General features: G+C 55.3%; 21 protein-coding genes. 9 read left to right on the top strand and 12 right to left on the bottom strand.

All coding sequences use genetic code 11. The features are described from left to right. Positions 1-3 precede the first annotated feature (3 nt). From D9K61_RS27750 to D9K61_RS07805, 9 genes are all read right to left on the bottom strand, one after another. Positions 4-1215 (bottom strand): hypothetical protein, encoded by a 1212-nt coding sequence (locus D9K61_RS27750; RefSeq protein ID WP_162946797.1) that lies wholly within the window; start codon positions 1213-1215, stop codon positions 4-6. 55 nt (positions 1216-1270) lie between these two features. Continuing rightward, positions 1271-2932 (bottom strand): D-arabinono-1,4-lactone oxidase, encoded by a 1662-nt coding sequence (locus D9K61_RS07765; protein ID WP_120632682.1) that lies wholly within the window; start codon positions 2930-2932, stop codon positions 1271-1273. A gap of 33 nt (positions 2933-2965) precedes the next feature. Next, positions 2966-3244 (bottom strand): hypothetical protein, encoded by a 279-nt coding sequence (locus D9K61_RS07770; RefSeq protein WP_120632683.1) that lies wholly within the window; start codon positions 3242-3244, stop codon positions 2966-2968. 444 nt (positions 3245-3688) lie between these two features. Beyond that, positions 3689-4345 (bottom strand): XRE family transcriptional regulator, encoded by a 657-nt coding sequence (locus D9K61_RS07780; protein ID WP_120632685.1) that lies wholly within the window; start codon positions 4343-4345, stop codon positions 3689-3691. 475 nt (positions 4346-4820) lie between these two features. Beyond that, positions 4821-5195: a nuclear transport factor 2 family protein gene (locus tag D9K61_RS07785; RefSeq protein ID WP_120632686.1), complete on the bottom strand. Its 375-nt coding sequence runs from the start codon at positions 5193-5195 to the stop codon at positions 4821-4823. Continuing rightward, a complete protein-coding gene (locus D9K61_RS07790) occupies positions 5192-6088 on the bottom strand; it encodes an alpha/beta hydrolase (protein WP_120632687.1) in 897 nt (298 codons plus the stop codon). Before D9K61_RS07790 ends, D9K61_RS07785 begins: the two co-directional genes overlap by 4 nt. A gap of 11 nt (positions 6089-6099) precedes the next feature. Next, a complete protein-coding gene (locus D9K61_RS07795) occupies positions 6100-6567 on the bottom strand; it encodes a flavin reductase family protein (protein ID WP_120632688.1) in 468 nt (155 codons plus the stop codon). Beyond that, complete coding sequence (locus D9K61_RS07800) at positions 6567-7244, bottom strand: glutathione S-transferase family protein (protein WP_120632689.1); 678 nt, start codon at positions 7242-7244, stop codon at positions 6567-6569. The genes D9K61_RS07795 and D9K61_RS07800 overlap by 1 nt, the downstream gene beginning before the upstream one ends. Further along, positions 7237-8427 (bottom strand): LLM class flavin-dependent oxidoreductase, encoded by a 1191-nt coding sequence (locus tag D9K61_RS07805; protein ID WP_120632690.1) that lies wholly within the window; start codon positions 8425-8427, stop codon positions 7237-7239. Before D9K61_RS07805 ends, D9K61_RS07800 begins: the two co-directional genes overlap by 8 nt. Positions 8428-8528: 101 nt before the next feature. Here D9K61_RS07805 and D9K61_RS07810 point away from each other — a divergent pair, with 101 nt between their 5' ends. The 9 genes from D9K61_RS07810 to D9K61_RS27285 all read left to right on the top strand — a co-directional run bounded on the left by D9K61_RS07810 (position 8529) and on the right by D9K61_RS27285 (position 20892). Then, on the top strand, positions 8529-9146 hold the full coding sequence (locus D9K61_RS07810) for a helix-turn-helix domain-containing protein (RefSeq protein WP_120632691.1): 618 nt from the start codon (positions 8529-8531) through the stop codon (positions 9144-9146). A gap of 341 nt (positions 9147-9487) precedes the next feature. After that, positions 9488-11068: an ABC transporter substrate-binding protein gene (locus D9K61_RS07815; RefSeq protein WP_120632692.1), complete on the top strand. Its 1581-nt coding sequence runs from the start codon at positions 9488-9490 to the stop codon at positions 11066-11068. Between the two features lie 115 nt (positions 11069-11183). Further along, positions 11184-12164 (top strand): ABC transporter permease, encoded by a 981-nt coding sequence (locus D9K61_RS07820; protein WP_120632693.1) that lies wholly within the window; start codon positions 11184-11186, stop codon positions 12162-12164. Beyond that, entirely contained in the window at positions 12164-13078 is a 915-nt protein-coding gene (locus D9K61_RS07825; RefSeq protein WP_120632694.1) for an ABC transporter permease, read from the top strand. Before D9K61_RS07820 ends, D9K61_RS07825 begins: the two co-directional genes overlap by 1 nt. Then, a complete protein-coding gene (locus D9K61_RS07830; protein ID WP_120632695.1) occupies positions 13078-14058 on the top strand; it encodes an ABC transporter ATP-binding protein in 981 nt (326 codons plus the stop codon). Before D9K61_RS07825 ends, D9K61_RS07830 begins: the two co-directional genes overlap by 1 nt. After that, the gene (locus D9K61_RS07835; RefSeq protein WP_120632696.1) at positions 14055-15020 is read left to right on the top strand and encodes an ABC transporter ATP-binding protein; all 966 of its coding nucleotides are present in this window, start codon (positions 14055-14057) and stop codon (positions 15018-15020) included. The genes D9K61_RS07830 and D9K61_RS07835 overlap by 4 nt, the downstream gene beginning before the upstream one ends. A 592-nt stretch (positions 15021-15612) precedes the next feature. After that, positions 15613-17184 carry a phosphate ABC transporter substrate-binding/OmpA family protein gene (locus D9K61_RS07840; RefSeq protein ID WP_120632697.1) on the top strand — a complete coding sequence of 524 codons (1572 nt, stop codon included), beginning with the start codon at positions 15613-15615 and terminating at the stop codon, positions 17182-17184. A gap of 76 nt (positions 17185-17260) precedes the next feature. After that, positions 17261-18301: a hypothetical protein gene (locus D9K61_RS07845; RefSeq protein ID WP_162946802.1), complete on the top strand. Its 1041-nt coding sequence runs from the start codon at positions 17261-17263 to the stop codon at positions 18299-18301. Positions 18302-18606: 305 nt separating this feature from the next. After that, complete coding sequence (locus D9K61_RS27285) at positions 18607-20892, top strand: serine/threonine-protein kinase (protein ID WP_216825769.1); 2286 nt, start codon at positions 18607-18609, stop codon at positions 20890-20892. A gap of 110 nt (positions 20893-21002) precedes the next feature. On the opposite strand, the gene D9K61_RS07855 is transcribed toward D9K61_RS27285, so the two are convergent. The 3 genes from D9K61_RS07855 to D9K61_RS07865 form a co-directional block, all read right to left on the bottom strand. Then, complete coding sequence (locus D9K61_RS07855) at positions 21003-21953, bottom strand: NAD(P)-dependent oxidoreductase (protein ID WP_120632699.1); 951 nt, start codon at positions 21951-21953, stop codon at positions 21003-21005. Continuing rightward, a complete protein-coding gene (locus D9K61_RS07860; RefSeq protein WP_120632700.1) occupies positions 21950-22405 on the bottom strand; it encodes a cupin domain-containing protein in 456 nt (151 codons plus the stop codon). The genes D9K61_RS07855 and D9K61_RS07860 overlap by 4 nt, the downstream gene beginning before the upstream one ends. A 75-nt stretch (positions 22406-22480) precedes the next feature. After that, positions 22481-23923 carry an aldehyde dehydrogenase family protein gene (locus D9K61_RS07865; RefSeq protein ID WP_120632701.1) on the bottom strand — a complete coding sequence of 481 codons (1443 nt, stop codon included), beginning with the start codon at positions 23921-23923 and terminating at the stop codon, positions 22481-22483. Positions 23924-23925 lie beyond the last annotated feature (2 nt).

The following is a 23925-nucleotide window of genomic DNA, read 5'->3' on the forward strand; positions in this document are numbered from 1 at the left end:
TGTTCAGTTCGACATCACATTGACCGAGATCGGGCCCGGCTGGCCAGTAAGCTTGCCCGAAGTGCCGTTGTCGCCATTGGCGCCATGAGAACCGGGCGTACCCTGCTTGCCGCCAGAGCGATGCTTGCCACTGCCTGTGCCGCCGGCGCCCGCGGAACCGCCTGTGCCTCCGGCCCCGTAAGCACCGCCAGCACCCGCATTCGCGATCTGTGGGCTCGGGACGATCACGCTCTTGTCGGTGCCCTGACCCAGCAAAACGTTGATGGGCTGTCCGTTGACCGCGTTCCCACCTTGGCCGCCTGAACCGCCGGTGCCCCCGTTGCCCCCGTTGCCACCATTCGCACTGTCTGTACCTTCGCAGCCAGACGAACACCCGTCGCCCCCCTTGCCGCCGTCGCCGCCGCGCCCGCCGACGCCGCCTGCGCCACCGACACCGCCTGCGCCCGATTGCGTAGCGACAACGATGGGGCTGCCGGAGACGGCGTGGAACGTAAAGCTCGCGGGTTGGTTGGTCAGACCATCGCCACCTTGTTGTCCATCACCACCATTTCCCCCGGATTGACCCTGACCACCGACGGTCGGTGTGCGCGCTCCGGTGCAGATGCCCGGGCTGGGGGTGCCGGCGTTGGTGCCCTTCGCTCCATTGGTTCCGGCCGTTCCTGCTCCGCCTGCTGGTCCATTGCCCCCCGCGATACCAAACACACCGATCGTATAGGGCGCGCCGGACCCGCCCGTCGCGTTGTTGACGACCTTTTGGCAGGTCATGGTCACTGCGGTCGCGGTCGCCTTGATCGACCCGCCCGGATTGATCGTAAGGGTCTCGATGTTGTAGACCACCGGCGGACCATGTGTGCCCAGATCCCATTCGGAATCGATGGTCTTATCTTTCGCTGAGGTCAATTGAACCGTAAGTGGAAAAGCCGATTGCAACATCTGAACATCATCGGCCGCTAATTTGTGGGATCCAAAAACTGCTGCCGCCGCGCGGGTGTGCAGGTGATTAATATCTGCCGATGTATCGGCAAGGGCAGCACTGCTGGCCTTTTCGAAACCGGCCATATGCGCCTTGCGCCCTTTATCGGTGCCATGCCCATCCATCAAGGCGCGCAATTCGCCAATTGAATTAACCGTCACTTTCGAGCTGACCTCATCCCCATTCTCGAGAGCTTTCGCATTATGTCCGAAGCTTTTTGCTTTTTTTTGAAATATCGACATATTTTCCTCCAAATGTCATTCTCTTGATAATTAGCATCCCCTAGTTTTCGTGATGTCATGACTGACCGAATATCTTGGCTGTCCAAGGAAACAAAAACGTCTCTGTCGGGTCGAGTTCATCCCGTATTGTTTTGAATTTGCTGAGATTGGAGCCGTAGAGTTCGGGAAGCCGATCATAGACACCCTCAGGTTCCAGAAGTTGCCACTCCTTGGCCCAGTGTGGCCTCCCGCCAAGATCCAACCAGGTTTTCCCCACTTCACGGCAAAACGCCGCCCAGGTTGACATATAATTGTCGTACCATGACTCTCCCGGTGCATCTGGCGTCGGTGCACCCGACACGAATTCGATCCAACAGGTATGCACGTCCGACCCTTCGGGTTGATAAGCCGGGCTCAGAAGCGACTGGCTATTTTTTGTGAAACGCGCGTGCAGGGTCACGTTCACAGGAAAGCGCTGATAGTATTCTTCTTTGGTGCGCGCCCAGTCGACAATGGCGTCGACAGCAGCGTACCATGCTTTCGAAATGGTCTCGTAAAATGGATCTGTTTCGGCATCCATCGGGACTGCCATCGACAGATCCAGCACCGGAAAAGCCGATTTCTGATAGTGAAAGAAACGTGTCGCCGGAGCCACAAAATTCGCTGCAGCAGACTTGTACGCCGCGTGGTTCGACGACCATAACAGCCCTTCAGCCAAGCCATAGTCGATAACGCCGCCGGACAGCTTCTTGGCGACTTCGGTATACGCCCAACTGCCAAATTTCGATGCCAGCGCATCCCATCCTTGCGACGGCACATTCTTCGGTGGCGCGGGCGCGCCATCCACGTTGGGAACGACATTCCCGGTTTTCACCCAAACCCGGGTATCTTCCATATCGGGCACCATGCGCAGATCACTCAAATCCAGCGCATTGGCGGGGTTTTCAAGCTTTGTAGCATTAAATGGAAACCAGAAAAGCTCAACGTAATCATTGTTTTCAACCAGATTTTTCAACGGGTGGTCTGACGGTGACGGCGTGCGGCTGACAACCTGTGGCATAGGCTGTTTGACGTCGTCGATGCCGTGAATGCTATAAAGCGCGACCGCACGAAAGGTTATCCGTGCGATGGCTCCGATCGTGCCGAGATGGACGCGAACGGCAGCCATCTCCTCGGCATATGCCGCCGTAAATTTTCGCAGCGCCGCTTTGCCGTTTTTATCAACCACGACGATTTCGATGGCTTCGACAAGATCCGGAACAGTCGGTTGTTCCCAACCGGTTCCGTGACACCCTGCGGACACGAACCCCCCCAGCTGCAGCTCGGTCGGAATCACCCCGTTCGTGGTCAGTGCCACCAATGGCGGCGGCGCTGGCGCGTCGGGCCAGTTGCCCATGGTCGCGGCTTCGAGGTCACCCATTGTGGCGCCAGGCTCTGCATGAACGAGATACCCTCCGTGGCCGTCTTCCTCTTTGGTGATCGCCTTCATCTGCGACACGTCGATCATCACAAATTCCGAGCCCGGCAGCGAACCACCATCCGGCTCCTTGTCGGACATGACCAGCGGATACCACGAATGGTGACCGCCCGTGACGCGGATCTTTTTCTCGCTATCGACTGCGGCTTGTACAGCTGAAACAAGAGCGTCTGCAGACGCCACTTGCACGAATTGGTCGGGATGAGCGGTCAAGGTCTGGGACGAGTTTTTCCAGACCGGCGGATGCATCTCCGTGGCCATGTGGCTCTCCACTATTTAGATAGATGTTTTTGTTTACTTCGCCCGGCAGGCGTTTATCGACTCGCTAATGCCGTTGAAGATCTGATCATCACTCACGATGAAAGGCTTTTTCTTTATCGTGTAGACGATGGCCTCTGCTTTTGGATCAAGGTCGAAACCAACAACAACATCCCCTACGATAGTCGAGGTTGTGGCAGTGCCAGAATCGCCTTGAGCAGGTTGGTACACAGTACCATGTTCTGACTTGCTCGTCTTTTTAACGCACTCAAAAATTGTATTGGTAACACCATGGAAAGTTTTACTGGCAGACATAAACTGTCCTCCAAGAAATTGAGAGAAACTTTAGTGAAAAAAAATTATAATAATACCTACAACCACAGATGTTTAACATTTTTTCGATTCGCGGCAAGGTAATTTTAAATTAATTCCTCAACCTCTTGATAAAGATTAAAACAATTTCGTATTTGCTATTGAATTTTGACATCCCGGATCGGCTTTGTCGCACAATTCAGGCTGAGAGCTGTATTTCAGCAAGCGCGCGATACAAGATGGGACGCGCGAAAAACGTGTGCCACGCTCTGGTCTATCATCCTGAGCGTCGCGCGCGCGCCCTTGGGCTTCCAGCATTGGAAGCGGCACCACGTGTGGAGCTGATCGAGAACCACCGGGAGTTATCAAAACTGGGGTTAGTGATCGCAGTCACTGGCATCCACGTGGGGTCCGATCAATCCACGGAGCTTGTTTTGTGCAAACCGATCAGTTTGTCTGCGGGTAACTGATCACAGAAATGTAGCGTGCAGGCAAGCTGATCAACCGTTCCGGCCCGTGTGGAGCATCGGCATCAAAGAACAGGGTATCGCCGGGTCTCAGTGGGTAAATCTGGTCCCCATGGCGATAGTCAACTTCGCCTTCCAACATATAGATCGTCTCGATACCGCCATGTTGAAACGTTGGGAAAATATCAGACTCGGCCGTCAATGTTATCAAATATGGCTCGACGATCACACCAGATCCATTAGCACCGATATGGCCCAACAGATTGTATTGGTGATTGGCGCGGGTGCCCTCGCGCTCCAATTCCACACCTTCACCGGCTTTTGTGTGAACGGCTTCGCGGCGTTCTTCGAACTGTCGGAAAAAGCTTGTCAGCGGGACTGACAAGGCGTTGGCCAGCGATTGCAGCGTCGTTAACGAAGGCGATGTATTTCCGTTTTCGATCTTGGATAGCATGCCGATCGACAATCCCGTCAATTGGGCCAGATCTGCAACGGTGATGTTTTGCTGCTTGCGAAAGGCCCGAACCTCGCGGCCGATAGCAACTTCGAGTACTTTCTCACGTTCGCCAGTTCGAACGGAATGCGGGTCCTGCGTCAGATTTGCCACCATTTCTGTGTCGCGTTTTTTCGATTTCATACGTCCAGTGCCTTGCTACACTTGTCCAAACTGGTTCTGCAAGCAAGTGAGCCACAATACCCACACCAGTCTGAGCCACCTTAGCACCAATTCTTTCCTGATAGGAAAATAATCATTCTGTGAGGGAAATAACAGCGCCCGAGTTCCCATCCTTCAGCCGGTTCGAATGGCCTGCTCGACCACAGCGGTCGAACTTCGACCAGCAGCGAATGAGATTGCAGTAGCCGTGTTCACCAAGGCTAGAAGCATGTTCATGACTTGCTACGTCGGCACGGCTGGCCAATGAAAGCAAAACGAATCCATCGCCTTAGCGACGAGGATGATCGCAGTGGTAGACGAGACACCCAGACGCCTTGTGAACACCAAACTTCGGGAGGATTGTATGGGCGTGGCGAGCTGCGATGAAGCATGAGCGGCACTGACAGAACCGGTCGAACGCCGATCACGCATTCGCGAGAATCTAACCCTTTGAGACTTATCCAGTGCGCTGTTTATAGTAAGTGTCTTTGTGAACGATCAGCCCGTCGCGGTAGGTCAGGATATCAACGCTCAAAAACTCTTCCTTGGATCCGTCTTTATGCGTGGCCGTGCGCCGGTATTCGCAATAGGCTTTGTTCCCCGCTATGGCACAATCCAGTGTCTCCCAGTACACGTTCTCGACTTTCTCGAACAGACCGCCGAACACCTCACGGATTGCTTCAGCACCTTCAAAGCGGAGACCATGTGGTTCCGGGCCAACCGCGTGATCGAAGGTCGCGTCATCGGCGAAATGCTTCATCACGGTATCAATGTCGTTTGCATTGAAAGCGTCGCCGACAGAGTCGACGAAGTCTCGGGTCAGAGTAGTCATAGGTTTGGTCCTTTTCCCTGAAGCATGTCACAGGTGTAATTGAAGAACAGGCTGGTCGGATCTACGAGCACGTTCAATTCGTCAAAATGATCGACATCGGGCACAGCATAGAGACCAATGGACCGCTCGCTGGTTCCATAGGCTTCTATATACATGTGCGCCTGACGGTGAAATTCGTCCGTCTCGGCCCCGCCGACCACAACCAACTGCGGTGCGTTGGTGGCGGGTGGGTGGTTGACCATCGGGCTTTCAGCCTCGGCCTCGGTCGGGTCCATCCGAATGCCCGCATTCAAGGCTTCGGTCAGGCGCACGGGTTCAAGGTAACTAAGGGGTGAGACTGGGATGCCTGCCTTGATCAGGTCGCTCGGCAAGTCCGCCCCGAAAGCAGACCATTCGGTTGCCATCATCATCTGGGTGATATGACCCCCTGCAGAATGCCCCATCACGCATATGCGGTCGCGGTTGATCCCCAGATCGCTTGCATTTTGCCAGATATGCACCATCGCTTCTCGCGCCTCTTGCGAGATCCGGGTGATCGAAACTGATGGGCACAGATCATAGCCCACCACCACCACGTTGACGTCGGTGGCGACGAACGGCGTTGCGATGAAGCTGTAGATGGATTTGTCGCCGCGTTGCCAATACCCACCATGAAAATAGACTAGTGTCGGGGCCGATGCGTTGCCACAGTGGAACACATCCAGTTTCTGGTTCGCACCGTCGCCGTAGCCGATGTCCAAGCTGCAGTCGAGTGTGTTGCGCGCGGTTTCGCTATCAGCACTCCACCCTGGAATGACTGTCGCTTCATAATCAGGTCGTCCTGCGCGAAGATTGTATTGCTCATCGAACTCGGCAGGGGTGAAGCGGGTGTGATGGGTCAGATGATCGCTCATCTCAAAACCTCCTAGTGCGAGGCCGCGAAAAAGTTGCCGCGGCAATAGACAAGGGGCGGAACAGGCGCGTGGGTGTAGCTTGTGACGCGGCCCAGAAGGATTTCGTGATCACCGGCATCCACGCGATCATGGGTGACACAATGCAGATGGGCCGATGCACCCGGCAATATCGGGGCTGCATTGCCTTTTATCCAATTGGTGTCGGTAAAGCGGTTCTCCACATCGCTGGCGAAGTGCAGCGCCAGCGCCTGTTGATCCGCAGACAGAATGTTCACCGCAAAGTGGTTGGACCCTGACAGGGTTGGGAAAACCCGACCGGATTTTGCAACACAGACTGAAATCACTGGTGGTTGGAGTGACACAGACGTAAAGGAATTGGCGGTCAGGCCCCAGGGCTGATGATCGGCGTCAAAGGCGGTTACGATGGTGACGCCCGTGGGAAACGACCCAAGGGCGTTCCGGTAGTCGCGGATATTCATCACAGCACTCCTTCACTTGCGCAGGCCGTTTCCAAGGCTGCCCACTCATCCGGATTTGTACCAAAATGGCGCATAACGTGATCCTGATAAGAAGGGCGTTCCGCCAATCGCTGATACCACGCGAAGACGTGCGGCAACGCGGGGCGTTCGACGTCGACATTGAAGTAACGATAAACAACGCAACCAAGAGGAATGTCGCCCATGGTAAACGTGTCCCCACAGACAAACGGTTGGTTGGCCAGATGCCCATCCAGAATTGTCAGGGCGTCATGCGCCTGGTCGCGCAGTTCGGCGATTTTAATCGGGTCTCGCTGATCAGGTGGTGTGCGAACAGTGGCAAAGAACAGGTATATCACGGGCAAGAACGCACGGCTCGCCGACCACTCCATCCATTGATCGGCAATGGCACGGGTCCGGAGGTCGGACGGGCTGAGCGTGCCCGCTCCGTAGCAGTCACACAGATAGCGCACGATCGTCAGGCTTTCCCACAAAGCAAATCCGTCGTCGCGGATCGCCGGGATCATTCGGTTGGGATTGATTTCCGCATAGGCCTCGGTGTCCAACTTGCCAAAGCTGCCACCGGCCAATTGAAGGGTATAGTCCAAACCCAGCTCGTTAGCAGTCCAGATCACCGGAATCACGTTGGACGAATACGGGCGCCCCCAGATTTCAAGCATGTTGCAGCACCCGTTTTTCTGCGATCGACCGCGTGCCGAACTTCGGCACGACATGCTCGAACAGGCGGTTCCAACTGGCGAGGATTTTCTCATAGGGCACGCCAGTGTACTGCTGCATCAGCATCAGATGATCGAGACCAAATGTCTCCTGTTTCTCGGCAAAACGTTCCGCCACATACGCTGTATCGCCAACCACGATGATCCCACGTTTGTTGAGGAAGTCGAACCAATCCATCGCCTCATCCTCGGGCGTCATCTCTTCGCCCACATCAAGATAGCCGTGCTTGGTCCACTCTCCTGCTGGTCGTGAGCCACCGAGGAATTCATAGTAGGCATTTATGGCAGGGCGGATCGTGTTAACGGCTTCCTCCATACTCTCACCCACGTAGAAAGCTGTGCAGACGCCCACACCTTCACCCATTTTCACATCGCGCCCTTCGCGCTTTGACAAGGCTTCGCGGTATGGCTCCCAGCAAGCCAATGTGCGTTTGGGCCCTGAGGACATGGAGATCACACCCCAGCCTCTCTCTCCCGCCAGCTTAAAGGTGGGTGGGGCGTTGGACATCAGCCAAACCGGCGGATGGCCGCTCTGATACGGGCGCGGGTGCACATACATTGCTTTGTATTCGCCATCCTCCGTATGGTAGCGCGGATCAAGCGGTTCGAAAAAGCGGTTGGTTTCTTTCCAGCCGAAAACGGGAAACTGGTAGAACTCACCTGTGTGGGTGAAGACCTCATTCGTCCAGGCTTTCAGAATGACCTCAAGGCTTTCCTGATACAGGCGCATCACCTTGTCGTTGTCACGCCGATCCGCGTCCTTGTTGAACTGCAGGGTCGAGCGTTCGTTTATCCCCTTTGCGACGCCAAAATCCACGCGACCAAGGGTCATGTTATCAAGCATCGCCACATCTTCGGCCACGCGCAGCGGATGCCAATCGGGTAGGACAATCGGCGCCGTTCCAACCCGCAGCCTTTTGCAATGCGCCGCCACATGGGTACACATCTGAATCGGGTTGGGTGGCGCGTTCATATAACCGTTATGGGCAAAGTGATGTTCAGTGAACCAAGCAGTCGTAAACCCGGCCTGCTCGGCCAACGTGCATTGTTCGAGGATCATTTCCAGCGTCCGGGTCCAGGGAATGGTCTCACCAGGACTGAAATTGGCAATCAAATCAAAGCGCATAACGTCCTCCGAAGCTGTCGCGGCTGGTTGAATATATCCCCACTTTTCAACTAAATTGAATTTCTCTCGAAAAATCAACCTCAATCTTCTATATCGGCAATATGGACACAAACCTTTCACAGACAGACTCCAAGCGGCTTGGCAGCGAGATCCGGGAAGTGCGCAAAGCGCGCGCGCTGACATTGAATGATCTCTCATCGGTTGTGTCGTGTTCGACGGCTTACCTCAGTCGAATCGAACTTGGTTCGGCGAAAGTCTCTTCAGATCTCCTGCAAGAAATCAGTACGGCGCTTTCGGTTGACCCTAACTGGTTCTTTCCCAAGCAATCGGGAAACGGTCCATTGGAACGAAAACACGTCGTCCGTGCCGAAAACCGTCGCGCACTTTCAGGGATGTATACACGGACAACCGAAGAACTCGGCTTCGAAGACGAACTGCTTTCAAGCACATTGTCAGGTCAGTGCTACCTGATCCTATCTCGTTTTAGCCCGGGCCCAGGCACGCCACCTGAACCCCTGGAAGGCTACACATTTGAAGGAGAGCAGCACGCGATTGTTTTGGCTGGTGAAGTTGAGTTGCGCCTTGGCGACGAAGTCATCGTCCTGCGCGAAGGCGACAGTTTTTCCTACCCTTCCATGATCGCGCATCGGTTTCGAAACCACACCGACCAAGAGGCGAGAATGGTCTGGGCGATGTCTCCGATCAGGATCAGCTGGTGAACAGCTCAAAATTCTAGTGCGGCTCGAAGCAGGTCTTCTGTTATGTTTCATCTCCGCTTAATAGACCGCGCATGAATTGACCCGATAATTACGAGTATCATGTGAATCTGACCCAATATTTTGCTTTTCCTCTCAATTTTTGAGACAAAATCTTCCGTCAGATCGGAAAGTTTATCTACGCATGCTTCTGCCACTCAGAACTATGCGCAGACATTGTCGACTTGCGTATCGTGGAGGCGTGCAAGTCCTCATCAAAAAGCACCCTAGAAGGCGCACCATGGCAAATCGTTCGATCTGCCAGCGGGATAAATATTGCCCTCGGGGGCGACACGGAGGAAAAAATGAAAATCAAATCACTACTGCTCACAAGCGTTTTTTGCGCCTCGGCTGGAATATCGGCACAGGCAGAAACGCTAAGATGGGCGCGTGCTGGGGATGCCCTGACCCTTGATCCGCACGCCCAGAACGAAGGTCCGACGATCACCCTTGGCCGCCAGATTATGGAGCCTTTGGTCGACCGCGACATGAAGGGCGGGCTGGTCCCGGGGCTGGCCATCGAATGGGCCCCGTCCGAGAGCGACCCCAACGTCTGGAACTTCACACTGCGCGAAGGCGTGACGTTCCACGATGGCGCGGAGTTCGACAGCGACGATGTCGTCTTTTCGGTGAATCGCGCGATGACCGAGAAAAGCAATTACCGAGAGGTTCTGGCCTCGGTCAAGGAAGTGCGCGCCACCGGCCCTCATACGGTTGAGATCGTGACAAAGGGTCCAAACCCAATCATGCCAAACAACCTCACCAACCTGTTGATCATGGATAAAGGCTGGGCCGAGGCCAATGACGCGGTCGACGTGCAGGATTACGAGGGCGGCGAGAGCACCTATGCTGCAAAGAACGCGAACGGGACCGGCCCCTACAAAGTTGTCAGCCGTGAACCGGATGTAAAAACGGTATTGGAACGGTTCGACGGATATTGGGGTGCCGGGACGTTCCCGCTTGAGGTGACCCGGATTGAGGCCCTTCCGATCCAGAACCCGGCGACCCGAGTGGCCGCGCTGTTGTCAGGTGAGGTGGATTTCATTCAAGACGTGCCGGTGCAGGATCTTTCCCGTGTAGATTCAACCGATGGTCTGGATGTCCGCAAGGCACCACAGAACCGGGTGATCTTTTTCGGAATGAACCAGGGTGACGTGGATCTAAAAAACGACAATGTCGATGGTAAGAACCCACTGGCAGATGTCCGTGTGCGCCAGGCCATGAACATGGCGATCAACCGCGACGCCATCCAGAAGATCGTTATGCGTGGTCAATCCCAGCCCGCAGGTGTTGTGTTGCCACCCTTCGTAAATGGCTGGACGGTTGAGTTGGACCAGGTTCCGGCAACTGATGTTGAGGCCGCAAAGGCGCTGATGGAAGAAGCTGGTTATGGCGACGGTTTCTCGATCAAGCTTGACTGCCCCAATGACCGCTACATCAACGACGAAGCGATCTGCCAGGCTTCGGTCGGCATGCTCGCCCAGATCGGAATTGATGTGAATCTAGATGCCAAACCCAAGGCCCAGCACTTCCCGCTGATCAACAATCTGGAATCCGACTTCTACATGCTGGGCTGGGGCGTTCCGACATACGATTCCGAATACATCTTCAACTTTCTGGTGCACACCAAGGGTGAGGCTTACGGCTCGTGGAATAGCACCCGCTTCTCGAATGCCGAGCTGGACGCCGCCATCGAGGCTCTGGCAAGTGAAACAAATCTGGCGGCGCGTGATGAATCAATCGGCGCGATCTGGGATCAGGTGCAGGAAGAGGTTCTGTATCTGCCGATTCACCACCAGGTTCTGAATTGGGGCATGAAATCTCGCGTCGACTCGGTCGTTGACCCCGAAGACAGCCCAAAATTCAAGTACTTCGCCTTCAACTAAATCGTGACGATCTGGTCTCCCCGTATTCGGGGGGGCCAGCGCCGGACCGCATTTGATCTGCGAACGACTGTTTCGCCTCAGAGTGACGTGTCTCTGGCCAGGGAGCTAAAAGCCAATGCTAGCCTACATCATCCGCCGTATCATGCAGTCCATTCTGGTCCTGTTTGTGGTTGGCCTCGTCGCCTTTTCAATGTTCCGCTTTGTCGGGGATCCAATTGAGAACATGCTTGGGCAGGAGCGCACCGCCGAAGACGTTCAGCGCTTGCGCAGCGATCTGGGGCTGGATCAGCCATTCGTCTTACAATACTGGCGCTTTCTGGAAAACGCCGCACATGGCGATTTCGGTCTCAGCTATCGACAGGGGCGACCCGTCGTCGACATTCTGATCGAACGCGCGCCCGCCACTCTTGAACTGGCGCTGGTATCTGGGACTCTGGCCATGCTGTTTGGCATCAGTCTTGGCGTTTTCACAGCCATCAGGCGGGATGGTTGGTTGGCCAACGGTATCATGACCGTGTCGCTGATCGGCGTGTCACTGCCGACATTTCTGATCGGTATATTGCTGATCTACGTGTTCTCGGTCGAGCTTGGATGGCTGCCGTCATTTGGGCGTGGCGAGATGGTCATGATTGGAAGATGGTCAACCGGTTTCCTGACGGAAAGTGGACTAAAGTCCCTGATTTTACCCAGCATCACGCTTGGTCTGTATCAGATGACGCTGATCATGCGCCTTGTCCGCTCGGAAATGCTGGAGGTCTTACGTACCGATTACGTTCGCTTTGCCAGGGCCCGCGGACTGAAGGAACGCTCGGTTTATTTCCGGCATGCGCTCGTCAACACAATGGTTCCGGTCATCACCATTATTGGCCTGCAACTGGGCAGCATCATCGCTTTTGCGATCATCACTGAAACCGTCTTTCAGTGGCCAGGGGTCGGGCTGTTGTTCATCAACGCGGTCCAGTTCGTCGACATTCCGGTGATGGCTGCCTACCTGATGCTGATTTCAGTCCTCTTTGTCACCATCAACCTGATTGTTGACCTTCTTTACTTCCTCATCGATCCGCGCCTGCGGACCAGCAAGGCAGGAGCACACTAATGCAAAAGCTTCGTAGAATCTGGCAATCCGATCTTGCTTGGAACTTCCGCAACACTCCGGTTGCCGTGGTCTCGGCCCTAATCGTATTGGTCTTGGGGCTGGCGGTCATTTTTGCCCCGCTCATTGCGCCGCACGATCCGTTTGATCCAACAACCCTGAACCTGATGAACGGGTTCTCGGAACCGATGCAGCCCAATCCATTCACCGGAGAGGTCTTCCTGCTGGGGACCGATGATCAGGGGCGCGACGTGTTTTCGACCATTCTGTACGGCATGCGGATCTCTCTTATGGTGGGTCTGCTTTCGGTCGCATTTGCGATGGTCCTTGGCATCATCCTAGGACTGATCGCCGGCTATGTCGGTGGCTGGACCGAAACCATCATCATGCGGATTGCAGATGTACAACTCACCTTTCCATCGATCCTTGTCGCCATGCTGATCTTCGGAATTGTCAAAGGAATAACCCCGGTTGAATACCGTGACCAGATGGCGATCTGGGTCCTGATCCTGGCCATTGGCCTGGGAGAATGGGTTCAGTTCGCCCGCGTCGTACGTGGCGCGACCCTGGTCGAGAAGAACCGGGAATATGTGCAGGCGGCGCGGTTGATAGGGCGTTCCAAATGGATCATCATGATCCGCCATCTCCTCCCTAACGTTCTGTCTCCGGTACTGGTCATTGCGACGATCTCGTTGGCGCTGGCCATTATCGCCGAAGCTACACTCAGCTTTCTGGGTGTCGGTGCGCCGCCTACACAACCGTCGCTGGGCACCTTGATCCGAATTGGTCAGAGCTTCCTGTTTTCGGGTGAGTGGTGGATCCTTCTGTTCCCCGCCCTCACACTCCTGACACTTGCGCTGAGCGTAAACATGCTGGGTGACTGGCTGCGCGATGCCCTCAATCCGAAGTTGCGCTAATGACCGAACCTGTCCTTTCTATTCGCAATCTTGTGGTCGAAATCAAAACCCGCCACGCAGTGCTCTGCGCCACGGATAAAGTAAGCTACGATATTGCACCCGGTGAAATCCTTGGCGTTGTTGGCGAAAGCGGCGCAGGCAAGTCCATGGCTGGCAATGCCGTCATTGGCCTGCTGAACCCGCCTGCACGGATCACCGGTGGTGAGATATGGCTGAATGGTCAACGTATCGACAACCTTCCGCCAAATCAGATGCGGCGGCTGCGCGGCAAAGAGATCGGGATGATCTTTCAGGACCCGCTGACCTCTCTCAACCCGCTGCTGCGGATTGGCGATCAGCTTGCCGAAACCATGATGGAACATCTCGGCCTGACCAAGGCCGAGGCTCATACGCGCGCCATCGCGGCTCTGGAAGAGGTCGGGATCCCGGCGGCGGCGGAGCGTATCAATAGCTATCCGCATGAATTTTCCGGCGGGATGCGTCAGCGGGTAGTGATCGCCTTGGCGCTTTGCGCCGAGCCGTCCTTGATCATCGCAGATGAACCCACCACGGCGCTGGACGTGTCTGTGCAGGCACAGATCATTTCGTTGCTGAAGCGGCTCTGCCGTGAACGGGGCACTGCGGTGATGTTAATCACCCATGATATGGGGGTCATTGCCGAAGCTGCGGACCGCGTCGCAGTTATGTATGCGGGCCGGCTGGCGGAAACCGGCAATGTGCGTGACGTTATTACCCGCCCGCGCCATCCATATACAGATGGCCTGATGGGCTCGACCCCATCCGCCTCGGCCGGGCAACGCCGCCTGCGCCAGATCCCAGGCGCCATGCCCAGGCTGCATACGCTGCCCCCAGGCTGCGCCTTTTCACCCCGCTGTGAGCGGGCAACCGATCAATGCCTGAACGGCCCGTCGCCAACGCTCGAGGCGGATAGCGGACAAGCGGCCTGCTGGCACCCAATCAAGTTGGAGGGCGCAGCATGAATGCCATCGTCTCAGTCAATGATCTGACCCGTGTCTTCGATGTTTCAAAACCCTGGCTGAATCGGGTTCTGGAGCGATTGCCAAAATCAAACCTGACCGCCGTGTCCGAGGTGAGTTTCAACATCGAAGAAAACACCGTCTATTCTCTGGTCGGCGAAAGCGGTTCAGGCAAATCGACCATCGGCAAGATGGTCGTCGGTTTGTTGGGCAATTCTGCTGGCGACGTAGAGGTATCCGGTGTCAACCTGGCGCGGGAATCCAACGCCGAAACGATTGCCAAAGCCCGCGATACAATCCAGATGATTTTTCAAGACCCATATGCGTCGATGAATCCGCGTTGGCGGGTCAAGGATATCATCTGCGAACCCGTGGCCGCCAAAGGTGGTGAGACCGTCGGCCTTGCCGAGGGTCTTCTGGAACAAGTGGGGCTGTCCGCCGAGGATGCAAGCAAGTTTCCGCATGAATTTTCCGGAGGCCAGCGACAGCGGATCTGTATCGCCCGCGCCCTCGCGTCTCGGCCCCGGCTGATTGTCTGCGACGAACCCACATCTGCGCTGGATGTGTCGGTACAGGCGCAAGTTCTGAACCTGATGAGCGACCTGAAGGACGATCTGGGCCTCACTTATCTGTTCATCAGCCATGATCTGACTGTGGTTCGTCATATCTCGGATCGGATTGGCGTTCTCTATCTTGGTCGCCTGGTCGAAGAAGCCTCGCCCGACGATCTGTTTGAGGCACCCAAGCATCCCTACACGCAGATGCTGATTGCGGCAGCGCCTAAGATGGATGGTTTCGGCCGCGAAGTAGAACCCCCCAAAGGTGAAATCCCTGATCCGATCAATCCCCCCTCGGGTTGTGCCTTCCACCCACGCTGCCCGGCTGCAACAACGCTCTGCGCACAGTTCCGCCCGCAAATGCGAACCATCAGCGGCAGTCGCGTGGCCTGTCACCACGCCGGGTAACACAGTGGACCGATCAGTTAGGAACGGGCTCGAGGCTGCTGGCCTGGCGCTCGACCAGAAACCAAAATCGGATAATCGACTGGCAAAGCTGACTGGTTCGTTCATGACTTTCCCAGGCTCAGAGAGGCCTCTGCTCAGCCTGGCGCGATCAACTCGCACGCAACGCTCGGTTACTTCAAACCCAAGGTTTGCGATGCAACTCGCCAACAGGTCAAAACCTGGCTTTTCAACCATACGACTGAAAAAAGAATCACCTGGTTCAAAGGCTGAGAATGCTCGGCAGCAGTGGCATGAGGTACGTTCTGGGCGATGTCACACAGGGACTTAAGCCAAAAAGCGAAACACAATCTGGCGTTGAAACCTCTTGACCCCCAACACACGGTAAGAAAGAGCGTCAACTGTGGTCAGAATTGGCCGCAAACATGTCGATAAATGGGCGAAGTAAGGCAATTTTAAGTACCTCCTCTGCGGCCTTGACTGAACTTCCAGTATGCAGATACGTCCTTAAGAAAATATGAAGGCCATTTCAGCTTTTGCGAAATTGCTTTCGGTGAAACGAAGAAGAACAATCTAAAAGTCTGAGGTTAGGAAAATGTTTAATCGGGTCCTGAAAACTGCCTCTGGTGCGCTGATGTTTTCCGTTGCGACCATAGCAAACGCTGAAACTGTTCAATTGAACAGTTTGGATGGCGGAATGACGTTAACCGGAGAGCTTATTGACTTCGATGGTGCCAACTACGAACTCCGAACAGTGGTCGGTACAATTTCAGTTGACGCTTTCAAAGTTGAATGCATTGGCGAAGCTTGCCCCAGCCGGAACGAGGGTCCGGTGGAGTATGGTATTTCTGGCTCCTCGCGCTTGGTGGATGTGCTTTTTGCCGATCTCACGGTGCAATTCGGAGAGGAAATCGGCGGCGCTGCTTTACGCTCGGAGGAAGAAGGCGTCGACAAGCTTCTGCTTCGTAATGAGCTAGGCGAGTTTTTGGCCGAAGTCTCCTTGATGGGTGGTGACTCCGCAGACGGGATCAAGCAACTGGTCGATGGAAGCTCGGCGCTGGCAGTGGCCACACGTCCTGCTCAACCCGACGAGATCGCGCGCGCATCGCAGGCCGGGCTTGGGGATATGACCACAAGTGAAAACCAGAAAATTTTTGCGCTGGATGGCTTGGTAGTCATTACATCGCAAAGTAACCCGCTGCGGGCAGTCGCCGAGCAGGATCTGGCGCGGATCTTTTCCGGAGCCATTTCCAATTGGAGTCAGATTGGTGGGCCCGATGCCCCGATCCAGCTTTACATGCGTGCGCCTGACAGCGGAACCGGGTTGGTTTTCAATGACCTGATCATGCGCCCCGCCGGTGCGGCGTACTCGAACGACCTCAGTCTTTTTGACACAGACACAGAATTGGCGGCGGCGGTTGCGTCTGATCCACTTGGTATCGGAATTACCAGCCTCGCAAGTGCCGATGAAGCCAAGGTTCTTGCAATTCGCGGTGTGTGCGGAATTCAGGTTCCGGCGACTCCATTCACTATTAAAACAGAAGAATATCCGCTGAGCCGACGCTTGTATGCCTATACCGGCAACACTGTGCCGGCACAGCTAAGCCGTTTCATGCAATTCCTCGAAAGCGAAAAAGCGCAAGAGACAATTGATGCTTCGGGCTTTGTATCACTTGGTGAATCCTTGCAAGGCCCCAATGAGCAAGGACTACGCTATCTTGGTGCAGTTATGCCAACCGATGCAGAGGTTACTCTGAAGCAGTTGCAGGAAATGTCGGCTGAACTGTCCGGCGCCGATCGTAGTTCAATCACCTTTCGGTTTGCGTTCGGGTCCTCTCGTCTGGATTCACGGGCACAGGATGATATTACGCGCCTTGCTTCTTTGCTTGCCAAGGAAGAAACCACAAACAAAGAGCTTCTTCTGATCGGGTATACAGACTCTGTCGGTGCTGGCAGATCCAATCGGTCGCTCAGTCAGCAGCGTGCCAAGCAGGTAAGCAATGCACTGTTACAAGCTGCGCCTGCCAACAGCCTGGATGGGTTAACGATCCGCACGCTGGGCTATGGTGAAATCTCGCCGCTAAGCTGCAATGACACTGAGAATGGCCGCCGTATCAATCGCCGTGTGGAAGTTTGGCTGCGGGACGTCGTCACAACATCCCAGTAGTGAAGCGTCAACGCTGCTTCGAAACGGGAATACAACGGTCAGTGACCAAGACGATAATTCAATGGAGTGACGTAGTATGAGAATGCTCGCAATTTTGGCCAATGTTTTCCTACTGCATGTGTCAGGGGCGGCTGTCGCACAGGAAGGGCCATATGATACCGCTGTAGACAATTGGCTCAATGGCAGCGAGGCCGAAGGCCTGCAAGGTTTGTCGGAAGCGGCCAGTCAGGGAAACAGTTCGGCGCAGATGATCCTTGGTCAGATTGATCGCGACACCGTACCTGGTGGTTTTTCCGACTATTTGATCGACCATCAGGCACGCGACCAACTTCTGCGCGCGCCGGACCCCGACAAGGGGACCGTAAACTGGTTACTCGCTCTGAGCGACCCCGCCCTAAAAGCAAATGGTGAGGCCATCTTTGGGTATCGGGTTGGTCGTCAGCCGATAAGCAATGCGATAGCGTTGCAATCTCATGGTGAGGTTGAAGGTGCCGAGTATGTGTTGTGGAATACACTGAACAACGGCCGTTTTGATCTGATCAATTCCATGCCTGCAGAAAACTACGGCCTGTCCGAAGCTGGTTTTCTCAAATGGATCGAAGCCTATATGGCGCGGGAAAACAGGGCCATCACCATGCGGGCCTTTGTGGAAGAGTCCAATCCCAAGCGGGTTTCGGGATTGCTCGGCCTGAAACGACTGGCCAGGCTGTTGAACCTCAATCAGCATTTTTCTGATGAAGCGAACCAGTTCACGACAGTGATGCTGGGCCGTGGTTCGGATTTACCGGAAAATGTCAATTTGGTTCGCTTGAACGAAAGCATTGCCCGCATCAGTGAAACCGATAGCTACCTGAACATCGTGAAGCGCTACTGCGAATCCTGCGAAGGAGACACAATCGACTACGATTGCGTGGTGCAGGCTTTGGAAATTGCCGGGGGCTACAAGACATTGATGTCGATCCGCACCCCGGTTGAAGGATCGATTGATCAGGCCAAATTCATGAACTCTAAGCGTCCGGTCGAAATCTTCTCGCAGCTGGTGAACAACATGCGCCGCTACTACTCTCGTGACATTCGGTCGTCCTGCATCGCCGCTAATCTAAAGGCCAAGCTGTAGCATGTTGTTGAAAAGATAAGTCATGTTCGGGATCATCATATGCTTACAGACACCGGGAGCCTTTGCGAAATCAACCCAACCGTGCAATGGTTCGGGGTCCGGTAAAGCAGGAGCTAAACGTTTGTATGTCCTGACGTCCCTGCGCTGACCAACTTGGATCGAACAGAGCGTCTTCTGGAAATCATGATTTGAACAGATACGCTTAGAGATTGTGTTTAACGGTGAAACTTTTTTGTGATCGGAATTCAAGTAATTCCTGATGCGATGAAGGATGAAAACGGACGGGACGAGGCATGGGCAACGTAATGAAACTAGTAACGACTGGTCATCAAGATACGGGGCAAACGACCGGAGCCTCTTCTGCTGACGACCTCCCTGCAGGCACCCAGCTGTTGCATGGTCAGTACAAGATTGATCGCTATCTGAACAGTGGCGGCTTCGGTATCACCTATCTGGCTTCTGACAGCCTCAACCGCAAGGTTGTGATCAAAGAGTGTTTTCCAGCCATGTTCGCGCGCCGAGAGAACGTCTTGGTGCAGGCCCGTGTCCAAAAGCACAAAGATGATCTTCGCCAGATTGTGCGCCACTTCATCCAGGAAGCGCAGCGCCTGGCAAGTATGGATCACCCCAATATCGTTGGCGTACATCAGGTCTTTGAGGACAACGACACTGCCTATATGGCACTAGATTTCATCGAAGGCCCGGATCTTTTAGACGCAATCGAGGACACCGAAGCGCAACTGGACGAGGCCGATGTCATGTCCATCCTCCGGCAAATTCTGGATGCGGTGGCGTATATGCACAAGCAGGGGATGCTGCATCGGGATATATCGCCTGACAACATCCTGATCGGGCCAGACAAGATACCTGTCTTGATTGATTTCGGTGCCGCACGTGAGCAGAGCAGAAAAACACACCGCGTTCTGTCCGCCTTGCGCGCGGTCAAGGACGGCTATTCACCACAGGAATTCTACGTCACTGACGGCGTGCAGGGACCATTTAGCGATCTCTATGCCTTGGCGGCATCATTCTATCATGTGATCACCGGCGAGCGTGCACCAGATAGCCAGACTCGGGTCTCTGCTATTGCCGAGCGGAGGCCGGATCCCTGCAAACTCCTTCAGGGGCGCTTTGACAAATATGATGACGTCTTTCTCGAGGCGCTCGACAAGGCCATGTCGGCCATGCCAAAGGACCGCTTTCAAACAGCTGATGAGTGGCTTGAGGCGATAGACCACTTGGCTGAACCGCCGGCGGTAGAGCAGGATGTTAAAGTCGCGGTTTCTTCTTCCGGGGGGAGCAAACGTGTTGCAATAGTCGGCGGGCTGCTTGCTCTTGGAGTTGTCGGTGCAATAGCCGGGGTTCTGGCCAGCGGAGTGTTTTCGTCATCCCCCGAACCACGGGTAACGCAAGAGGACGTTTTGGCTGCCGAAGCCGAAGCCCGTGCCCAAGCAGAGGTCGAAGCAGCGGCGGCGGCAGAAGCAATAGCAGATGCCACCGCGCGTGCCGCAGAAGCCGAAGCGCGTCTGGCCCAAGCCGAAGCCCGCGCGCAGGCAGAGACCACGGCGCGCGCAGAGGCCGAAGCTGCTGCCCAGGCGGCGACCCAAGCCGAAGCAGAAGCCCGCGCCAAAGCGGCAAGCGAGGCGGAAGCCCGTGCCCAGGCCGAAGCTGAAGCAGCCACTCAGGCGGTGGCCCAGGCCGAGGCTGAAGCCCGGGCCAATGCGGCAGTCGAGGCAGAAGCCCGGGCCCAGGCCGAAGTAGAAGCGGCCGCCAAAGCGGCGGTCGAGGCACAAGCCCGCGCACAGGCCGAAGTGGAGGCCGCGTCTAAAGCAGCTGCAGAGGCGCAAGCCCGTGCTCAGGCTGAGGTCGAAGCGGTCGCAAAGGCGGCGGCAGAGGCAGAAGCCCGCGTACAAGCCGAGGCTGAAACGGCCGCCAAAGTGGAAGCAGAAAACATAGCTCAGGCGAATGTCGAGACTGAAGTTGATACTGCCACTCAATCCACTGTGGATTTAGAACCAACCTCGGTAGAATCGGAATGGAAGGTTCTTCTGCCTTTCGTGGCGTCAGCGGATAATCCCGATACCGTGGAGTATGTAACCACCGAGGCCCCGGCATGGGTTCACGCGGGGCTACGTATTGACTCGGTCAACGGGATCGAAATCAATGACCTAAATGCCATTAGTACAGTTCTGCTGCAATCAGGGGCTACCCCTTCGCAGGAAGGCACCTTGGGTGTAACCTTGGGGCTTTCTAACTCACGAGACGGTGTCGACGTGCGGGAAGTTACCCTGGGTGTTGTACAAGACACGATCTTGTCGAATGGTGTTATCTTTCAAGCCCAATATGCCGAAAACGGCAAATGGGTTACGAGCGTGGTTCATATCCCAGATGATGTGGGCCCGGGTACGACTCTGAAACCAAATGACCAGCTGACAGCCTATTTTCCGACAGATGAAAGCATCGATGGACAAGACACGATTGCCGCCCTTCTGCGAGCAGGATCGAGTGACGGTCAGACGGACTTCAAGTTCACTGTCAGAAGAGGTGCTTCTTTGTGGCTGGCGGATCTGCACTACGAAGGTACTAACTAGGTAGTGAAGACGCACCAGCCAGTAGGATTTCCACATCCGTTTCGCATCCGCTGCAGCGGATGCATTCAAAGCCTCTGACCCGCGCGCTCTGCGCGGCGAACACCTGCCTCTTAGCTCAGACCGGTCGGGATGACCTCATAGCCTGGCTCCTCAGGTTCATCGTCCGTCATTTCTGCGGGGAACCCTGGTGCTCGGATATCCAGACCGGTTGCGTCTTCCAGGCGCTTGATGATGTTTGGTGACAATTCACGATCACCATACCGAGCGATGCCGTCTTCAAAGATGCTGCATATCAGCGGTGAGATTTCCAACGGCACGTTGTTACGCTCGGCTATTTCCTGGAACAACCCGACGTCTTTTTTGACTAGATCCATGGTAAACGAAATATCCCGAGAACCATTTAAAATGACCTGGCTTTCCGTGACATGGCTGAACGAAGTGCCGGAAGAGATCTTGATCGCTTCATATGTCGTATTCAGGTCCATTCCGGCGGCTTTGGCGGTTACCAGTGCCTCGGCGCTAGCGGCCAGATGAACGGTCGCAAGATAGTTCGTCAGCACTTTCAGCATCGACGCTGATCCAAGATCACCTGTATGCAAAACGCGACGCCCCAAAGTGGTCAGCAAAGGCAGAATGCGTTCGAACGTGGCGCGATCACAGCCCGCAAAGATCGAAATGTTCCCAGTGTCGGCCCGGTGGCATCCACCCGAAACGGGGCAATCTACTGCGGCCCCGCCTGCTGCAATCACCAGACCTCCAAGACGTTCGGCCTCGGACTGATCAGTCGTGGACATCTCCATCCAGATCTTGCTTTCGCAAATCTCAGGCAACATCTCCTGCATGACTGCATCAGAGGCCGCGGGCGACGGCAGGCATGTAATCACTGCATCGCAGTCACGCATCATCTGTGCCGGATTTTCGCCGGCTGTTGCGCCCTTGGCAACTTTTTCGGCAACCAGATCGGGGTTCAGATCATACACAGTCAGATCAAAGCCGTTCCGCAGCAGGCTGCCACTCAGTTTGCCGCCGACATTCCCGAGCCCAATAAATCCTATTTTCATTGTTCCACACCCTGTTGTTGAGAAAAGTTGTAAATCACGTCACCAAAGCGACTTTCCGGAAACCCGTAGATGAACTCAATGCCCTCAGCGCCCGCCGTTATGCCATGTATTGCACCGCCGGGAATGAAGATCGCCATGCCCGACCCAACTGTTGCAATCTTGCCGTCAATTGAAACCTCTGCATATCCGGATACGACAAAATAGAACTCTGCCGGGTCGTGACTGTGCAGCGGCAAACTGCCGAAGGCGGGAATATGCGCAATCCCCAGGACCAAATCCGTCGATTGCATACGGTCCCCGCAAATCAGCGTTTGCCACATGACGTCGCCGTACTTGGCGTCAAAACCGCCTTCGATGGGCGCGTCATCGCGATGGGTCGCCCAGGGGCTGGATGTGTTTTCGGAGTCCGGGCCAGACGGCTCCGGAAGAAAATCGAGGGTGGTGTGCGACATTGCACTCTCCGATGAAATGGCTGCCTTTTTTGGCCAGACCGGGTTGATATTGGGAATGTAAGGATTCGGCTTGGCTCAGGCTGATAACCCGAGCCCGCCTCTGACTTTGAGTTCGATGTAGTCTTCCAGCCCAAACGGCCCACCTTCGCGCCCGTTTCCGGATTGTTTATAACCTCCAAACGGCGAGCCGTAGCTGGTGCTCTGACCGTTGATCGTAACGGTGCCTGCGCGCAACGCGGCACAGACGCGGTTGGCACGCTCCGCGTCTCCGGTCTGAAGGAATGCGGCCAGGCCAAATACAGTATCGTTGGCGATGGTGATCCCTTGCTCTTCGGTCTCAAAGGGAATGATGACCAAAACAGGGCCAAAGATCTCTTCGCGCGCGATGCGCATCTGGTTGTTCACATCCGCGAAAATGGTCGGGCGGGCATACCAGCCGTGTTCGAACCCATCGGGTTTGCCGAGGCCACCAGCTAAAAGCCGCGCACCTTCATCTAGCCCGACCTGGATCATCGCCTGAACGCGGTCATATTGCAGCTGATCGAAGAGAGGTCCGATATGATCACCGGGATCAGCAGGATCCCCGATCTTTTGATCAGCAGCGGCGCGTGACGCAATCTCAAGGACGGTTTCGTAACACCTACGTTCGACTAGCATACGGGTCGGTGCATTGCAGGACTGGCCCGTGTTATGAAAGCAATTGGCAACCGATGCAGTCACCCGCGCCTCCAGATCTTCACCGTTGTCGGCGAAGATCAGGTTGGGGGACTTTCCGCCCAGCTCCAACGCCACGCGTTTGACCGTATCAGCCGCGTCCTTTGACACCAGTATGCCCGCCCGGGTGGAACCGGTGAAGGACATCATGGCAACGTCGGGGTGGTGCGACATTGCCGATCCAACCTCTGGACCATCGCCGAAGACCAAATTGAAAACACCTGCCGGATAACCCGCTTCGTGGACAAACTCCGCAAAAAGCGCGGCCGAAAGCGGCGTGTATTCTGAGGGCTTCAAAACGCAGGTGGCCCCGGTCGCCAAAGCAGGCAGCACCTTTTGCGCGACCTGGCTGATCGGCCAGTTCCAAGGTGTGATCAGCCCACAGACACCGATCGGTTCGCGATACAACACATCGCCGTTGGGCAGGGTCTCGGATTCATGGTGGTCTTTCAGTGTTTCGATAAACGACTTGATATGGTCTATGCCGCAGCCCGCTTGCATTGCACGTGACATGTCGATGGGCGCGCCCATCTCGCGGGTGATCGCCCAAGCCATCTCTTCCAATCGGTTGGTATAGACCTGCAGTAAACAGTTCAAAAGCGCGATACGCTCAGCCTTGGAGGTTTTGGAGAATGTCTCAAAGGCCCGGTTGGCGGCCGCCACGGCCTGATCGACATCTGCAGCGGAACCAAGAGTGACTTCACCCAGAACGCTGTTGTCCGCAGGGTTCCTTATCGGGAAGCGCTTGCCGTTGGTGGGTGCTACCCAACTGCCGTCGATGTAGTGTTTATTCAGGTTTTCCATTG

The sequence above is a fragment of the Ruegeria sp. EL01 genome, from assembly GCF_900313035.1.
Lineage (GTDB): Bacteria > Pseudomonadota > Alphaproteobacteria > Rhodobacterales > Rhodobacteraceae > Ruegeria.

Bases quoted from the DNA above. Each gene is read 5' to 3' on its own strand.
- D9K61_RS27750 (WP_162946797.1), bottom strand. From the start codon at position 1,215: ATGTCGATATTTCAAAAAAAAGCAAAAAGCTTCGGACATAATGCGAAA.
- D9K61_RS07765 (WP_120632682.1), bottom strand. From the start codon at position 2,932: ATGGCCACGGAGATGCATCCGCCGGTCTGGAAAAACTCGTCCCAGACC.
- D9K61_RS07770 (WP_120632683.1), bottom strand. From the start codon at position 3,244: ATGTCTGCCAGTAAAACTTTCCATGGTGTTACCAATACAATTTTTGAG.
- D9K61_RS07780 (WP_120632685.1), bottom strand. From the start codon at position 4,345: ATGAAATCGAAAAAACGCGACACAGAAATGGTGGCAAATCTGACGCAG.
- D9K61_RS07785 (WP_120632686.1), bottom strand. From the start codon at position 5,195: ATGACTACTCTGACCCGAGACTTCGTCGACTCTGTCGGCGACGCTTTC.
- D9K61_RS07790 (WP_120632687.1), bottom strand. From the start codon at position 6,088: ATGAGCGATCATCTGACCCATCACACCCGCTTCACCCCTGCCGAGTTC.
- D9K61_RS07795 (WP_120632688.1), bottom strand. From the start codon at position 6,567: ATGAATATCCGCGACTACCGGAACGCCCTTGGGTCGTTTCCCACGGGC.
- D9K61_RS07800 (WP_120632689.1), bottom strand. From the start codon at position 7,244: ATGCTTGAAATCTGGGGGCGCCCGTATTCGTCCAACGTGATTCCGGTG.
- D9K61_RS07805 (WP_120632690.1), bottom strand. From the start codon at position 8,427: ATGCGCTTTGATTTGATTGCCAATTTCAGTCCTGGTGAGACCATTCCC.
- D9K61_RS07810 (WP_120632691.1), top strand. From the start codon at position 8,529: ATGGACACAAACCTTTCACAGACAGACTCCAAGCGGCTTGGCAGCGAG.
- D9K61_RS07815 (WP_120632692.1), top strand. From the start codon at position 9,488: ATGAAAATCAAATCACTACTGCTCACAAGCGTTTTTTGCGCCTCGGCT.
- D9K61_RS07820 (WP_120632693.1), top strand. From the start codon at position 11,184: ATGCTAGCCTACATCATCCGCCGTATCATGCAGTCCATTCTGGTCCTG.
- D9K61_RS07825 (WP_120632694.1), top strand. From the start codon at position 12,164: ATGCAAAAGCTTCGTAGAATCTGGCAATCCGATCTTGCTTGGAACTTC.
- D9K61_RS07830 (WP_120632695.1), top strand. From the start codon at position 13,078: ATGACCGAACCTGTCCTTTCTATTCGCAATCTTGTGGTCGAAATCAAA.
- D9K61_RS07835 (WP_120632696.1), top strand. From the start codon at position 14,055: ATGAATGCCATCGTCTCAGTCAATGATCTGACCCGTGTCTTCGATGTT.
- D9K61_RS07840 (WP_120632697.1), top strand. From the start codon at position 15,613: ATGTTTAATCGGGTCCTGAAAACTGCCTCTGGTGCGCTGATGTTTTCC.
- D9K61_RS07845 (WP_162946802.1), top strand. From the start codon at position 17,261: ATGAGAATGCTCGCAATTTTGGCCAATGTTTTCCTACTGCATGTGTCA.
- D9K61_RS27285 (WP_216825769.1), top strand. From the start codon at position 18,607: ATGAAACTAGTAACGACTGGTCATCAAGATACGGGGCAAACGACCGGA.
- D9K61_RS07855 (WP_120632699.1), bottom strand. From the start codon at position 21,953: ATGAAAATAGGATTTATTGGGCTCGGGAATGTCGGCGGCAAACTGAGT.
- D9K61_RS07860 (WP_120632700.1), bottom strand. From the start codon at position 22,405: ATGTCGCACACCACCCTCGATTTTCTTCCGGAGCCGTCTGGCCCGGAC.
- D9K61_RS07865 (WP_120632701.1), bottom strand. From the start codon at position 23,923: ATGGAAAACCTGAATAAACACTACATCGACGGCAGTTGGGTAGCACCC.